The organism is Streptomyces sp. 8N114 (assembly GCF_052245835.1).
Lineage (GTDB): Bacteria > Actinomycetota > Actinomycetes > Streptomycetales > Streptomycetaceae > Streptomyces.
Genome location: NZ_JBQQBT010000030.1, coordinates 42,236 through 57,243 on the forward strand (window position 1 = coordinate 42,236; position 15,008 = coordinate 57,243).

The 15,008-nt window shown below is 69.1% G+C and carries 14 protein-coding genes; 10 read left to right on the forward strand and 4 right to left on the reverse strand.

Features of this window, described 5'->3' with window-relative positions; genetic code table 11:
- Positions 1–60: 60 nt before the first annotated feature.
- The 5 genes from ACTWQF_RS33235 to ACTWQF_RS33255 all read left to right on the forward strand — a co-directional run bounded on the left by ACTWQF_RS33235 (position 61) and on the right by ACTWQF_RS33255 (position 5,418).
- Positions 61–882 carry an acetoacetate decarboxylase family protein gene (locus tag ACTWQF_RS33235; RefSeq protein ID WP_443283464.1) on the forward strand — a complete coding sequence of 274 codons (822 nt, stop codon included), beginning with the start codon at positions 61–63 and terminating at the stop codon, positions 880–882.
- Complete coding sequence (locus ACTWQF_RS33240) at positions 882–1,766, forward strand: SDR family NAD(P)-dependent oxidoreductase (RefSeq protein ID WP_443283465.1); 885 nt, start codon at positions 882–884, stop codon at positions 1,764–1,766. The genes ACTWQF_RS33235 and ACTWQF_RS33240 overlap by 1 nt, the downstream gene beginning before the upstream one ends.
- A gap of 135 nt (positions 1,767–1,901) precedes the next feature.
- Positions 1,902–3,194, forward strand: a complete 1,293-nt coding sequence (locus ACTWQF_RS33245; protein ID WP_443283466.1) for an amidohydrolase family protein — start codon at positions 1,902–1,904, stop codon at positions 3,192–3,194.
- On the forward strand, positions 3,191–4,444 hold the full coding sequence (locus ACTWQF_RS33250) for an amidohydrolase family protein (protein ID WP_443283467.1): 1,254 nt from the start codon (positions 3,191–3,193) through the stop codon (positions 4,442–4,444). Before ACTWQF_RS33245 ends, ACTWQF_RS33250 begins: the two co-directional genes overlap by 4 nt.
- A 68-nt stretch (positions 4,445–4,512) precedes the next feature.
- On the forward strand, positions 4,513–5,418 hold the full coding sequence (locus ACTWQF_RS33255; protein ID WP_443283468.1) for a sterol desaturase family protein: 906 nt from the start codon (positions 4,513–4,515) through the stop codon (positions 5,416–5,418).
- 136 nt (positions 5,419–5,554) lie between these two features.
- Here ACTWQF_RS33255 and ACTWQF_RS33260 read toward each other — a convergent pair whose 3' ends face one another.
- A complete protein-coding gene (locus ACTWQF_RS33260; RefSeq protein WP_443283469.1) occupies positions 5,555–7,099 on the reverse strand; it encodes a S8 family peptidase in 1,545 nt (514 codons plus the stop codon).
- A gap of 259 nt (positions 7,100–7,358) precedes the next feature.
- On the opposite strand from ACTWQF_RS33260, the gene ACTWQF_RS33265 reads away from it, so the two are divergent.
- The 3 genes from ACTWQF_RS33265 (at position 7,359) to moaA (ending at position 10,626) form a co-directional block, all read left to right on the forward strand.
- Entirely contained in the window at positions 7,359–7,796 is a 438-nt protein-coding gene (locus ACTWQF_RS33265) for a DUF485 domain-containing protein (RefSeq protein ID WP_443283470.1), read from the forward strand.
- Positions 7,793–9,439, forward strand: a complete 1,647-nt coding sequence (locus tag ACTWQF_RS33270; RefSeq protein ID WP_443283471.1) for a solute symporter family protein — start codon at positions 7,793–7,795, stop codon at positions 9,437–9,439. The genes ACTWQF_RS33265 and ACTWQF_RS33270 overlap by 4 nt, the downstream gene beginning before the upstream one ends.
- Positions 9,440–9,636: 197 nt before the next feature.
- Positions 9,637–10,626, forward strand: coding sequence for a GTP 3',8-cyclase MoaA (gene moaA, locus ACTWQF_RS33275; RefSeq protein WP_443283472.1), 990 nt, complete (start codon positions 9,637–9,639; stop codon positions 10,624–10,626).
- 168 nt (positions 10,627–10,794) lie between these two features.
- Here the strand turns inward: moaA and ACTWQF_RS33280 are convergent, their stop codons facing one another.
- The 3 genes from ACTWQF_RS33280 to tyrS form a co-directional block, all read right to left on the reverse strand.
- Positions 10,795–11,040 (reverse strand): hypothetical protein, encoded by a 246-nt coding sequence (locus ACTWQF_RS33280; protein ID WP_443283498.1) that lies wholly within the window; start codon positions 11,038–11,040, stop codon positions 10,795–10,797.
- A 192-nt stretch (positions 11,041–11,232) separates the two neighbouring features.
- Positions 11,233–11,610: a DUF3099 domain-containing protein gene (locus ACTWQF_RS33285; RefSeq protein WP_443283499.1), complete on the reverse strand. Its 378-nt coding sequence runs from the start codon at positions 11,608–11,610 to the stop codon at positions 11,233–11,235.
- A 219-nt stretch (positions 11,611–11,829) separates the two neighbouring features.
- Complete coding sequence (tyrS, locus tag ACTWQF_RS33290) at positions 11,830–13,248, reverse strand: tyrosine--tRNA ligase (protein WP_443283473.1); 1,419 nt, start codon at positions 13,246–13,248, stop codon at positions 11,830–11,832.
- A gap of 249 nt (positions 13,249–13,497) precedes the next feature.
- Here tyrS and fabG point away from each other — a divergent pair, with 249 nt between their 5' ends.
- Positions 13,498–14,202 (forward strand): 3-oxoacyl-[acyl-carrier-protein] reductase, encoded by a 705-nt coding sequence (gene fabG / locus ACTWQF_RS33295; RefSeq protein ID WP_443283474.1) that lies wholly within the window; start codon positions 13,498–13,500, stop codon positions 14,200–14,202.
- Positions 14,203–14,204: 2 nt separating this feature from the next.
- Positions 14,205–14,984: an enoyl-ACP reductase FabI gene (fabI, locus tag ACTWQF_RS33300; RefSeq protein WP_443283475.1), complete on the forward strand. Its 780-nt coding sequence runs from the start codon at positions 14,205–14,207 to the stop codon at positions 14,982–14,984.
- Positions 14,985–15,008: the final 24 nt, after the last annotated feature.

Sequence of the window (15,008 nt, forward strand, 5' to 3'; positions counted from 1 at the left end):
TCACCCTTCGCGGAGTCTGCTGTAACGGTGTTACAGCACTGTCCCTTGGAGGTGTCGCAGATGGCACGTGTCCGGTACGGCCCGCGCGACGAGACCGAGATCAGGCGGGCGAGAGAAGCCGGCGCCCAACTCCCTGACATCTGGTCCACAGGCGTGGTGGCCGTCTGGGAGACCGACCCCGATGTGGTGGCCGCCGTCCTCCCGCCGCCCCTCGAACCCGCCGAACGCCCCCTGGTACGGGCCAACATCAGCCAGGTCGACCTGCCCGGCTACCCGCTCGGCGCCGGCTCGGTCGCCGTGGCGGCCCGGCACTCCGGCGCCGACGGCTGGTATCCGCTGGTGATGCCGATGACCCATGAGCGGGCGCTCATCGGGGGCCGGGAGGTCTTCGGCGAGCCCAAGAAACTCGGCGAGGTCACGATCGAGCGCAGTCCGGACGGTTCGCTCCGGGCAAGGCTCGCCCGGCACGGCATCACCTTCGTCGAAGTGACCGGCACGGTGGGCCCCGCGCTGCCGCCGCCCGAGCCGGGCGAGAAGCTGGACTTCTACTTCAAGTTCCTCCCCGGTGTGGACGGCACCGGATTCGACATCGACCCCGTCCTCGTGCACTGCCTGCGCCACGAGAAGGTCCGCAAGCTGGAGTCCGTCACCGGCGAGGTCGTCCTGCGCGAGTCGCCGTACGACCCGGTCGCCGATCTGCCCGTGCGGCGGCTGGTCGAGATCACCCTCGGCGAGAAAACCAGCGACCAGCGCGGCCGTGTCGCCGAACACGTCAGCGCCCAGGCCCTGTTGCCCTACGTGCACCAGCGCTACGACGACGCGGCGCAGGTGCTCGACGCCCCACCACAGCCGGCCGGCGTGGCGTCAGAGGGGAGCTCCTGATGCGGCTGCAACCAGGGCAGACGGCCGTCGTCACCGGTGCCGCCAGTGGAATCGGTCTCGCCCTGGCGCGCCGGTTCGCCGCCGAGGGGCTGTGCGTCGTGCTCGCCGACGTGGAGCGCGGCCCGCTGGAGAAGGCCGCCGGTGAACTGCGCGCCGACGGGGCGCGGGTGCTGGCACATCTCACCGACGTCAGCGAACCCGACTCCGTCGAGGCGCTGGCCGAGGCCGCCTGGGCGACGTTCGGCGGCGTCCATGTGCTGTGCAACAACGCGGGCGTCGGCTCCGGGGCCGAGGGCCGGATGTGGGAGCACGAACTCAACGACTGGAAGTGGGCGTTCGCGGTCAACGTCTGGGGCGTCTTCCACGGCATCCGGGCCTTCCTGCCCCGCATGCTGGAGTCCGGCGAGCCCGGCCACGTCGTCAACACCTCATCGAGTGACGGCGGTATCGCGCCACTGCCGACCGCTTCGGTGTACGCGGTGACCAAGTCCGCCGTGGTCACCATGACCGAGTCGCTCTACGCACACCTGCGCGCCGAGTCGGCCGCGGTCGGCGCCTCGGTGCTCTTCCCGGGCCCGCACATGCTGCGCACCGGCCTGTGGGAGTCGTACCGCAACCGCCCCACGCGTTACGCCAAGACCCGCCCGCGCAAGACCCCCTACCGCACGCTCGGCCAGTGGGAGGCGGCCATGCGCGAGTCCGGGCAGCAGGTGCGCTTCACACCCGTCGAAGACGTCGCCGAACTCGTCGTGGCGGGCATCCGGAACGACAGCTTCTGGATGCTCCCTCCCAGCGAGCACAGCGACGCCCAGATCCGCGCCCGTGCCCGCTCCATGCTGGAGCGCACCGACCCGGGCTACCTGGAGAGCTTCGTACTGGATTAGTGCTCGAGCTGTGACCGGCCGGGGGTCCGGGGGTTGTCCCCTGGAGGGTCGCAGCGTGCTCGAGTTGTGACCGGCCGGGGGTCCGGGGGTTGTCCCCTGGAGGGTCGCAGCGTATTGGATGAGGAGGGCCCAGCCATGCGTGCACCCCACGACGACCCGTACCTGATCATCTCCTCCGACTGCCACGCCGGACTGCCCACCGAGCAGTACCGGCCCTACCTGGAGAGCAAGTATCACCGGGAGTTCGACGACTTCCTCGCCCAGCGGGACGCGCGGATCGAGGAGTCCACCCGCCTCGGCATCCGGAACGAGACGTTTGCCCGCAAGTGGTTCGAGGAGAACGAGGAAGGGCTGCGCGGCGGCTGGGATGCGGCGCAGCGCGTCAAGGAGCTCGACGGCGACGGGGTGGCCGGTGAGGTGGTCTTCCCCGACGCCGACGCCGTCGACAGCGGTACCGCCGCGCCCTTCGGCGTCGGCCTGGGCCTGAGCGGTGACCAGGACCCGGAGCTGGGCATGGCCGGCGCACAGGCACACAACCGCTGGCTGGCCGAGTTCTGCTCCGTACATCCCGAACGGCACTGCGGCGTCGCCCTCTTACCGGTCACCGGTGAGGTGAAACGCGTTGTCGCCGAGATCCACCGCGCGCGAGAATCCGGACTGGGGGCGCTGATGATCCCGTCCATGTGGGTCGACAAGGCGCCCTACCACGACCGGCGTTACGACCCAGTGTGGGCGGCAGCGGCGGAGACGGCCATGCCGGTCGTCACTCATTCGGGTGCGGCACCCCGCCACGAGTACGGCGATCATCTGGGCATCTACGTCAGCGAAGTCACCTGGTGGCCCGCGCGCCCGCTGTGGTTCCTGCTGTGGTCCGGCGCGTTCGAGCGGCACCCGGGGCTGCGGTTCGGCGTCGCCGAGTCCGGCTGCTGGTGGCTGCCCAATCTGCTGTGGTTCATGGACCGGCTCTACCTGGGCGCGCACGGCGGCAAGAAGCTCTCCCCGTTCGCCGAGCTCCAGCGCCCGCCGCACGAGTACCTCGACCGGCAGATCTTCGTCTGCGCCACCAACACCAAGCGGCGCGAGCTGGCCCAGCGCTACGAGATCGGCGTCGACAACATCCTGTGGGGCAGCGACTTCCCACACCCCGAGGGCACCTGGCCCCGCACCCGGGAGTGGCTGCGCGACACCTTCCACGACATTCCGGTGGCCGAGACGCGCCGGATGCTGGGCCAGGCGGCGGCCGAGGTCTTCGGCTTCGACACCGCGGCCCTCGCGCCGCTCGCCCACCGGATCGGCCCCACCCCCGCCGAGCTGGGCCAGCCCGCCGACCAGGGGCCGGTGGAGGAGTCCTGGCGCCGCGCCCGCGAGACGGGCCGGCACTGGCTGACCGGAGCCGACTTCCCGTTCACGGGGGTGGACGCGCAATGAGCACCCGCACCGACCACAGCGCCGCCGGCCGCTACACCGTCATCTCTGCCGACTGCCACGCAGGCGCCGACCTGCTCGACTACAAGCCCTATCTGCCCAAGCGCCACCACGACGACTTCGACGCCTGGGCGGCCGACTACGTCAACCCGTACGAGGACCTGCTCGCCGACACCGCCGACCGCAACTGGAACTCCGGGCGGCGGCTGGCCGAGATGGAGGCGGACGGCATCGTCGCCGAAGTCGTCTTCCCCAACACCATCCCGCCGTTCTTCCCGTCCGCCTCCCTGATGGCGCCCGTCCCCACCCCGGAGGAGCTGGACCGGCGCTGGGCGGGGCTGCGCGCCCACAATCGCTGGCTCGCCGACTTCTGCGCCGAGGCGCCGGGACAGCGGGCCGGTGTCGCACAGATTCTCCTCAACGACGTCGACGAGGCCGTACGTGAGGTGCGCCGGACCCGTGAGGCTGGCCTGACAGGCGGCGTACTGCTGCCGGGCGTACCGCCGGGTTCCGGTATCCCCGAGCTGTACTCCGAGGTCTACGACCCGCTGTGGGCCGTCTGCGCGGAACTGGACGTTCCCGTCAACCACCACGGCGGCTCGGCCTCTCCGCCGCTGGGGGACGAGCCCGCCGCACGCGCGGTGTTCATGGTGGAGACGACGTGGTTCTCGCACCGCGCCCTGTGGCATCTGATCTTCGGCGGGGCCTTCCGCCGCCATCCCTCGCTGCGGCTGGTGCTGACCGAGCAGGGGTCCGGATGGATCCCCGGCGTGCTGGAGATGCTGGACTACTACCATCAGCGGCTGGTCTCCGCGGCGGGCCGGTCGGCGGCCACCGCCGAGTCCAAGTTCGGTGCGGGCCTCGCCGAGGCCATGGGGCAGCGCCCCAGCGCGGTATGGCGCGAGAACTGCTATGTCGGGGCCAGCTTCATGCGGCCGCACGAGGTGCCGCTGCGGGAGCGCATCGGCCGCGACAAGATCATGTGGGGCAGCGACTACCCCCATGACGAGGGCACCCAGCCCTACTCGCGGGAGGGGCTGCGGATCGCCTTCGCGGGGCTGCCGCCGGAGGAGGTCGCCGCCATGGTGGGCGGCAACGCGGCCCGGGTGTACGGGTTCGACCTGGAGTTCCTCGACGCGATCGCCGCCCGGGTCGGCCCCACGGTCGCCGAGATCGCCGAGCCGCTGACCCAGGTCCCGGCCGACGCCACCAGCCCGGCCTTCGCCCCGGGAGGGAGCGTACGGGTGTGGTGAGGCAAGAACTTCATACCGGGCGGTAACAACCCCTGGCGCGGCGCCGTCACCGGCTTTACCTTGCTGACATGCCGTCTAGCCTGCCCGATGTCGTCCTCTGGTCCATCCCCGCCTTCGTCCTGCTCACCGTCATCGAAATGGTGAGCTACCGGTTGCATCCGGACGAAGACTCCGCCGGTTACGAGGTGAAGGACGCCGCGGCCAGCATCACCATGGGGCTCGGCAGCCTGGTGTTCGACGCGCTGTGGAAGATACCGATCGTCGCGATCTACGCGGCGATCTACGAACTCACCCCGCTGCGCGTGCCGATCCTCTGGTGGACCTTGCCCCTGATGCTGCTCGCGCAGGACTTCTTCTACTACTGGTCGCACCGTGGCCACCATGTGATCCGCATCCTGTGGGCCTGCCATGTCGTGCACCACTCCAGCGAGAAGTTCAACCTCACCACGGCGCTGCGCCAGCCGTGGACGACCTGGACCGTGTGGCCGTTCTACGTCCCGGTGATCGCTTGCGGCGTCCATCCGGCGGCCCTCGCGTTCTGCTCCTCCGCCAACCTCGTCTACCAGTTCTGGATCCACACCGAGCGGATCGGGAAGCTGCCCAGGCCGATCGAGTTCGTCTTCAACACGCCCTCGCACCACCGGGTCCACCACGCGTCCCAAGGCGGCTATCTGGACCGCAACTTCGGCGGCATCCTGATCGTCTGGGACCGGCTCTTCGGCTCGTTCGTACCGGAGACCGACGCGTGCGTCTTCGGGCTGACGAAGAACATCAACACCTACAACCCGCTGCGCGTCGCCACCCACGAGTACGCGGCCATCGCCCGCGACCTCCGCACGGCGCGCAGCTGGCGCGAGCGGGCGGGCCGCGTCTTCCGCGGTCCGGGATGGCGGCCGACGGCCGTCACAGCGCGGCCCGCAACGGAAGGAGCCGGACCGCAGGATGTGCGGTCCGGCTCCTCGCCACTTCCCTAGGGCGCGTCCGGCGCCTCTTCGTACCCGGCATGTGAGGCTGCGCTTGCCCACCCTGCGCCCCTGGGAGCACCTCCCGGCCGGAGGCTGGGGGAGCAGACTGCCCAAGCTTCGCAGCAGTGGGCAATCGGCGCGGTCATCACTTCGTGACGGCCGCCAGCGCGTCCACGAGCCCATGGCCGTAGAAGCTGTTGTTGCCCTTCACACCGGTGCACTTCGCGGCGTAGGTGCCGCGGTTGCCCGGGTCGTACTTCTCCGGGCACGGCAGGGTCTGCGCCTGCGCCTTCAGCAGCCAGGAGATCTCCTGGGGGCTGGACTTGGGGTGCTTGCTCTTGAGCAGCGCCGCCACGCCCGCGACCTGCGGTCCGGCCATCGAGGTGCCCTGGAGGTAGGCGTACTCGCCGTTCGGCATGGTGGACAGCACGCCACCGTCCTTGGCGGGCTCCTCCGGCGTCTGGAACGACCGGTCACCCCCTGGGGCGGTGACGTCGATCTGGTCCCGGCCGTAGTTGGAGTAGTACGACTTCAGATTCTCCGGACCGGTCGACGAGACCGAGGTGGCGCCGTTCAGCATGGTCGGCACGTCCGGGCAGGTGGCCGGATCGATGGTGCGCTTGACCGGAGTGCTGTCGTCCGGGCTGGTGTCGTCCATGATCTCCGATGCCGCCAGGTCGTGCGAGGAGTTGCCCGCAGAGCTGACCGTAGTGACGCCCTTGCCCTGCGCGTACCTGATGGCACGCTGCACCGACTCGGCAATGGCCTTCTGGTCGGCCTGGTCGTCGCAGTTGTACAGCCACGGGTCGACGTAGTAGCTGTTGTTGGTGACCTTGATGCCGTGGTCGGCCGCGTAGACCATCGCGCAGACGACGGCCTCGCTGTAGAACAGCGCGGTCTCCGGCTCGCTCACCTTGAGGGACGCGATCTTCACACCGGGAGCGGTGCCCGCGATGCCGACGCCGTTGCGAGGGGCGGCGATGATGCCCGCGACGTGAGTGCCGTGGTAGTCCCCGTCAGGGTTGTACGGCCGCCAGGCGCCGGGTGTGGTGTCGGCCTTGCCGCCGACGCAGTTCGCGGACTGCGTCGCGGAGAAGTTCGGCTTCAGGTCCGGGTGGGTGTCGTCCACGCCGGTGTCGATGACGCCGACGGTGACCTTCCTGCTGCCCTCGTCGACCTTGGCCGCCTTGTCGGCCTTGATGGCCCGCTTGTCCCACTGGAGGGATTCCAGCGGCTCCTGCTCCTTGGCCTTCGCCTTCGCCAGGGTGGACTTCGCCTTGGGCTCCTTGACGAAGTGGGGCTTGCCCACCTCGGTGGTGGTGGCGGCCTTCAGCGGGGCGGTGCGGGTGGCGCCCGCCGAGTCGACGCCGTCGACCGCACGCAGCGTCTTGCCGAACTCCGGGTTGCTGGAGTGCGCGACGATGACGCCTATTTTCCGGTACGTGGCGACGACCTTGCCGTCAGCCTCGCGTATTTCGTTCTTGACCCGTTCGACGGTACCGCCTTCGGTTTCGGTGTTGACGATGTAGCTGAGCTTCTCGCCGGACTTCGCCTTGGGCGCCGCGGCAGCGGCCCGCTCGGTGGTCTGCGCGTTGGCGGCAGCCGCGCCTGCCAGGCCGAGGGAGGCGGTCAGTACCAGTCCCAACGGCACCGCGAGTGCGCGCCGCCGTCTGGATGGTCTCGAATCCATGGGGTCTCCATGTCGTCTGAAGTTGTCCACAGACGACGGAAGTTATCCCTGTGGGCCAGGTAACTGCAATGGATTGATGAAGAAAGTCCGAAGGCAGTGCACAACCGTGATCGGTCCTATCCGTTTCAACTACCGACCCCTGTTGTAGCGCCCAAGTCACGATCTACGATGCGCGCACTGTGCGTCCATTGAGACGTGGGTCACACCTTCTGTCCGAACCGTCCCCCATCACGTTCCTCACGTTCCGTCTGGAGTCACTGTGGACACCGCCCCAGAGCACGCGAACCCCGGCCCACCGGGGCCCCGGGACTACACGGACGTGCAGCACAGCGCCGAGTTCGGTGAACTGCGGCGCGGCTACCGTTCGTTTGTCTTCCCGCTCACCGTCGCATTCATCGTCTGGTACCTGCTCTACGTCCTGCTCTCCAACTACGCGGGCGGGTTCATGGGCCACAAGGTCGTCGGCAACCTCAACGTCGCCTTCGTCTTCGGACTCGCGCAGTTCCTGACGACCTTCCTGATCGCCTGGTGGTACTCGCGGTTCGCCGCCGCGAAGCTCGACCCCAAGGCGGAAGCGCTCAAGACGCGGCTGGAGGCTGAGAACCTCCAGCGGGCCGCCGGTGGAGGGATCGGCCACCAGGCCGATCGCCTCATCAAGGACAAGAGCGAGCTCACCGGCAAGGAGGACGACGCATGAGCGCCACCCACGCACTCGCGGCCCCCGCCGTGCAGCTGGCCGCCGAAGGGGCGAGCGAGCACCGCCCGCTGATCATCACCCTCTTCTCCGTCTTCGTCGTCGCCACCCTGGCTGTCACCGTCTGGGCGGGCCGCCGCACCAAGGACGCCACCGACTTCTACGCCGGCGGGCGGCAGTTCACCGGCTTCCAGAACGGGCTGGCCATCTCCGGCGACTACATGTCGGCCGCGTCCTTCCTCGGCATCGCCGGCGCCATCGCCCTGTCCGGATATGACGGATTCCTCTACTCCATCGGCTTCCTGGTGGCCTGGCTCGTCGCCCTCCTCCTGGTCGCCGAACCGCTGCGCAACTCCGGGCGCTACACCATGGGCGACGTACTGGCCTACCGGATGCGCCAGCGGCCCGTACGCACCGCCGCCGGTGTCTCCACCATCGTCGTCTCGATCTTCTACCTGCTCGCCCAGATGGTCGGCGCCGGCGCGCTCGTCGCACTGCTGCTGGGCATCACCGGCGATACGGGCAAGAACCTGATCGTCGTCTTCGTCGGCGTCGTCATGATCCTCTACGTGACGATCGGCGGCATGAAGGGCACCACCTGGGTGCAGATGATCAAGGCGTGCCTGCTGATCGGCGGCACCGTCATCATCACCGTCCTGGTGTTCCACAAGTTCAACTACAACCTTTCCTCCCTCCTCGGCGCTGCCGCCGAGAACAGCGGAAAGGGTGCGTCGTTCCTGGAACCCGGGCTGAAATACGGCGTCACGACGACCTCGAAGATCGACTTCATCTCCCTCGGTATCGCACTCGTCCTGGGCACCGCCGGGCTGCCGCACATCCTCATCCGCTTCTACACCGTGCCCACCGCCAAGGCAGCACGGAAGTCGGTCAACTGGGCCATCGGCATCATCGGCGTCTTCTATCTGATGACCATCGCGCTCGGCTTCGGCGCCGCCGCGCTGCTCAGCCCCAAGACGATCACCGACTCCAACGAGGCGGGCAACACGGCGGCGCCGCTGCTCGCCCAGGAGATCGGCGGCGGCGCGGACTCGACCGGCGGCGCCGTACTGCTGGCGATGATCTCCGCGGTCGCCTTCGCCACCATCCTCGCCGTCGTCGCCGGACTGACCCTCGCCTCGTCGTCCTCCTTCGCCCACGACCTGTACGCCAACGTCATCCGCAGGGGCAGGGCCTCCGAGAAGGAGGAGGTCAAGGCGGCCCGCATCTCGGCCGTCATCATCGGTGGAGTCGCCATCGGACTGGGCATCTTCGCGGGCAAGCTCAATGTCGCGGGCTTGGTGGCCCTGGCCTTCGCGGTCGCCGCTTCCGCGAACCTGCCCACCCTCCTGTACAGCCTCTTCTGGAAGCGCTTCACCACCACGGGCGCCCTGTGGTCGATCTACGGCGGACTGCTCTCCTCGGTGTTCCTGGTGTTCTTCTCGCCGGTGGTCACCGGCAAGGAGACCTCCATGTTCCCCGACGCTGATTTCGCCTGGTTCCCCCTGGAGAATCCGGGCCTCATCTCCATCCCGCTGGGCTTCCTGCTCGGCTGGATCGGTTCCCTCCTCTCCAAGGATGAGGGCGCCGGCGGTGCGAAGTACGCCGAGCTCGAGGTGCGCTCCATGACAGGCGTCGGCGCCCACTGAGGGCTCCGCGGGCGGGTGCCGCCTCACAAAGCGGCGGCCCCGCCCGCGTGCCCCCACAAGCAACGGCCCTCACGCGTATGCGGTCCCCCAGAGGGCGCGGCCCTCTCAGGTGCGAGGGCGCAACAATTGGCGCTGTCGAATGTCACACCCGTGACCTACGCTGCGAAGCAGATCACGCACCTGGGAGGGCCGTCAGCATGCTGCTCGACACCTACGGCCGGGTCGCCACCGACCTGCGCGTCTCGCTGACCGACCGCTGCAACCTGCGCTGCACGTACTGCATGCCGGAAGAAGGGCTGCAGTGGCTCGCCAAGCCCGAGCTGCTGACGGACGACGAGCTCGTCCGGCTGATCCGCATCGCCACCACGGACCTCGGCGTCACCGAGGTCCGCTTCACAGGCGGCGAGCCCCTCCTGCGCCCGGGCCTGACCAGCATCGTGGCGCGCTGCGCGGAGCTGGAGCCTCGCCCCAGGATGTCGCTGACCACCAACGGCATCGGCCTGGAGCGCACCGCGGTGGCGCTGCGCGAGGCGGGCCTGGACCGGGTCAACGTCTCGCTGGACACCCTCGACCCCGAGACGTTTCAGCGCATGACCCGCCGCAAGCGCCATGCCGACGTGCTGCGCGGCCTGGCCGCAGCACGGGAGGCGGGCCTGACGCCGGTGAAGGTCAACGCGGTGCTGATGCCGGGGCTCAACGAACAAGAAGCTCCCGACCTGCTGGAATGGGCACTGGAAGAGGGCTATGAGCTCCGCTTCATCGAGCAGATGCCGCTCGACGCCCAGCACGGCTGGCAGCGCGACGGCATGATCACCGCTGGTGACATATTGGAGTCGCTGCGCACCCGCTTCACCCTCACCCCGGAGGGCCAGGAGGAACGCGGCTCGGCCCCTGCCGAGCGCTGGCTGGTGGACGGGGGCCCGCAGCGGGTCGGCGTCATCGCCTCGGTCACCCGGCCGTTCTGCCGGGCCTGCGACCGCACCCGGCTGACGGCCGACGGACAGGTGCGCACCTGCCTGTTCGCCACGGAGGAGTCCGACCTGCGTGCCGCACTGCGCGGCGGCGCCTCCGACGCGGAGGTCGGGGCGCTGTGGCGCAAGGCGATGTGGGGCAAAAAGGCGGGCGCCGGCATCGACGACCCCTCGTTCGTCCAGCCGCAGCGCCCGATGTCGGCAATCGGCGGCTGACCTTACGACCGACCGCTCAACGAGGCGCCCCGCGCCGGGCGAGTCAACGCCCCGCGCTCGGCGAGCCGGCGATCGCGCGCGCTCAACAACGCGAGGGCCCCACCCAGCGAGCCCTCCGACCCCCGCTCGCCGCTCGGCGATGCGCCAGTCCGCACTCAGCGAGCCGCGCTACCCGCCATGGGCCGACTCCCACTCGGCCAGCGGCACGGTGTCCTTCAGGAAGCCGCGGACGCCGAGGAACTTCGAGAGGTATTCGCGGTGTTCCTCACACGCCAGCCAGGTCTTGCGGCGGTCGGGGGTGTGCAGCTTCGGATTGTTCCAGGCGAGCACCCACACAGCCGGCTCACGGCAGCCCTTGGCGGAGCAGATCGGGGTGTCGGGCCCCTCGGAGGAGGGGGAGGCGGAAGGGATCACCCCTCCATCTTCTCGCACGCCCCGGACATTAAGCGACGCCGGGCAGCCACGGGGGGAGCCGCCCGGCGTCGGTCCATCGCTCCGACGGGGGATGCGGAGCGCACCTGAAGTATGGCATGCGGGAGCGCTCGCAGTGCACCGGAACCGCAGGATTGATCTGAGGTTTTCTTGAGCTTTGTGCGAAGAGCCAGATCAACTGCGGTCGCTCGTGGCCTCGTTCGAGTCCGGCTCAGCCCCTTCCGGGGCGGTTTCGTCCTCCGCTTTGGTCACCCGCGAGGCTTCCAGCGCTTCGTGCGGAGGATCAGGAATAACCGTCGGCGGAGCCGAAGGAGCATTCTCCCGGCCCGCGTTGGCGATCACCACCGCGATGTACGGAAGGGTCAGTCCGAGCACCAGCGCCACCACTGCCAGCGGACGCTGGACGTTCCACAGCACCACGGTGAGCAGGACTGCGACCGTGCGGATCAGCATGGAGATCACATAGCGACGCTGTCTCCCGCGCACATCATCCTGCAGCCCCTGACGGGCGCCGGTGATCCGGAAAACCTCCGGCTGGTGCTGCTTCCGCATCACGTTTCACCACCTGCTCACCTGCCGTTCTCCGTGGCTCTGCACGGAGATCCGGACGTTTTCCACGGTACGCCTCGGATGCGTCCGCTACGAGATCGGGGCGCTGGTCGCACCGGACCGGCCGCCCTGCGTACGACGGCGGCACGGCGGATCCGACAGGCTGCGTACCCCGGCCGGAGAGCCGGGTACGGCATGGCCCGTCCGATCCGCCGCGCACCTTCACAGACCGCGGATCTCTGCGACCTTGCGGCCCGCCTTCAGGTACACCGCGTCGGCCGCGCCGCCCTCCTGCGTGGCCACCGCGTCCCGGGCGACCTCGGCCAGCGGGCGCAGCGCCTCCGCCTCGGAGAGCACCACTGCCTGCTGCTCCTGACCGCTCTTCTCGATGATCAGCCGCAGCCCGTTCTGCTTCGCGATCCGGCGGGCCGCCGAGGCGCTCGGGGTGAACTCCAGGACCTTCGTCAGCACTGCGGCGACGCTCTCCTCGCCGTGCTCGGCCACCTCCACGGAGGGCAGCGTCTCGACGTCGGAGAAGGACTTCTTGGAGAACTGGGCCACGAAGTGGGCACGGGCCGCCATCGCGGCGGGCACTCCGTGCAGCGCCGCGACGACCTCGCCCGCCAGGACCTTCTTCAGGTCCATCGGATGCAGCGAACCCGCCTCGATCCGGCCCTTCACCTGGTCGATCTCCGCGTCCGTCCACTCGGTCCAGGCGCGCAGGTAGGGGGCCATCAGCCGGTCCGGGATCGACATGATCTTGCCGAACACCTCGTCGGGTGCGCTGCCCAGGCCCACGTAGTTGCCCTTGGACTTGGACATCTTGGCGCCCGAGCCGTCCGTGCCCTCCACCAGTGGCATGGTGACCACGAGCTGCGGCTGCTGCCCGTACGCCTCCATCACCCGGCGGCCCATCTGCAGGTTGAGCAGCTGGTCGACACCGCCCAGCTCCACGTCGCAGGCCAGCTCGACGGAGTCCAGGGCCTGGGCGACGGGGTAGAGCAGCTCGGACATCGTCAGCCCCGAGCCCTCCGAGAGCCGGTTGCGGAAGTCCTCGCGCTGGAGCAGCGCGGAGACCGGCACCTGTGCCAGCAGCCCCAGCAGCTTCGGCAGCGTGACCGGGGCCAGCCACTCGCCGTTGTGCGCGAACCGCACCTTCTCGAAGTCGAAGAAGGGCCGTACCTGCTCCTGGTAGCCGGACAGGTTCCGCGCGATGTCCTCGTCGGTCAGCGGCGGGCGTTCGGCCGTACGGCCCGAGGGGTCGCCGATCTTGGCGGTGAAGTCACCGATGATCAGCGTGACGTCGTGGCCCATCCGCTGGAAGCGGCTGAGCACGATCACCGGCACCGCGTGCCCCAGGTGCACGTCCGCCGCCGTCGGGTCGATGCCCAGCTTGATGTGCAGGCCCTTGCCCTGCGCTGCCCGCTCCTCGATCCGCTCGGCGAGCTTCTCCACCGACGGCAGCAGTTCCACAGACCGCGCCCCGATCAGCTCGGCCTGCTCCTTGGCCGGCAGATCGCTCAGGTCCAGATAGCGCCGCGCCCCGGTCTCCGCGAGCAGCCGCTCGACGTTGGTGTCGGAGGAGAGGTCCTGGGCCAGCAGCTCACTGGCGCGCTGTACGGAGTCGCCGAGGCGTGTCACGTCACTGTCCTGGTGTGGTGGTTGCTGAATACGGTCACCGGAAGTCTATGCGCCTGTACTGACACCGGCCGCCCACGGCGGATCGCCACCGCTCGCCGTCTGCAGGTCTGCGGACCGGCGTTTCTGTAGGGACTCCACAGGAGGCCGCAGATGCCCCTGTCCGTGCCCGAGTGCTCGTGACCTGGCGGCGCCGGATAGGTTCTCTTTGCGACAGACCGCGACAGCAGAAGCAGAAAGGGTGGTCACACAGTGAGCCGCTCAGTGCTCGTGACCGGAGGGAACCGCGGCATCGGCCTCGCCATCGCCCGTGCCTTCGCCGAGGCAGGCGACAAGGTCGCCGTCACCTACCGCTCCGGAGAGCCGCCCGAGGGCTTCCTCGGCGTCAAGTGCGACATCACCGAGCCGGAGCAGGTGGAGCAGGCGTACAAAGAGATCGAGGAGAAGCAGGGCGCGGTCGAGGTGCTCGTCGCCAACGCGGGCGTCACCCGCGACCAGCTGCTGCTGCGGATGTCCGAGGACGACTTCACCTCGGTCCTCGACACCAACCTCACCGGCACCTACCGGGTGGTCAAGCGCGCCTCCCGCGGCATGCTGCGCGCCCGTAAGGGCCGTATCGTGCTGATCTCCTCGGTCGTCGGACTGATGGGCCAGGCCGGTCAGGCCAACTACGCGGCGTCCAAGGCCGGTCTCGTGGGCTTCGCCCGCTCGCTCTCCCGTGAGCTGGGCTCCCGCAACATCACCTGCAACGTCGTCGCGCCCGGTTTCGTCGACACCGACATGACCCGTGCGCTCACCGACGAACAGCGCGAGGACATCGTCAAGCAGGTGCCGCTGGGCCGCTACGCCGCCCCCGAGGAGGTCGCCTCCTCGGTCCGCTTCCTGGCTTCCGACGAGGCCGCGTACATCACCGGAGCCGTCATTCCCGTGGACGGCGGATTGGGCATGGGTCACTGAACATGAGCGGAATCCTCGCTGGAAAGCGCGTACTGATCACCGGCGTGCTGACCGACTCCTCGATCGCCTTCCACGCGGCCAAGGTCGCCCAGGAGGAGGGTGCCGAGGTCGTACTGACCGGCTTCGGGCGGCTCTCCCTGGTGCAGCGCATCGCCAAGCGACTCCCCAAGGAAGCGCCGGTCATCGAGCTGGACGTACAGAACAAGGAGCACCTGGACGGGCTCGCCGCGAAGGTCGCCGAGCACTTCGGCGAAGACACCGCGCTCGACGGTGTCGTGCACTCCATCGGGTTCGCGCCGCAGGACGCGCTCGGCGGCAACTTCCTCAACACCGAGTGGGAGTCGGTCGCCACGGCCGTCGAGGTCTCGGCGTACTCGCTCAAGGCGCTGACGATGGCGCTGCTGCCGCTGTTGGAGAAGCGCGGCGGCTCCGTCGTCGGTATGGACTTCGACGCGCAGCTCGCCTGGCCGAAGTACGACTGGATGGGCGTCTCCAAGGCCGCGCTCGAGGCCACCTCCCGCTACCTCGCACGCGACCTCGGGCACAAGAACATCCGCTGCAACCTGGTCTCCGCGGGCCCGATCAAGTCGATGGCCGCCAAGTCCATCCCGGGCTTCGAGGAGCTGTCCGACGTCTGGAACACCCGCGCCCCCATCGGCTGGGACCTGGCCGACCCGGAGCCCGCCGGCCGCGGTGTCGTCGCTCTGCTCTCGGACTTCTTCCCCAAGACGACGGGCGAGATCGTCCACGTCGACGGCGGCGTCCACATGATGGGGGCGTAGGCCGCGTTTCGCGGGGAGGGCCCC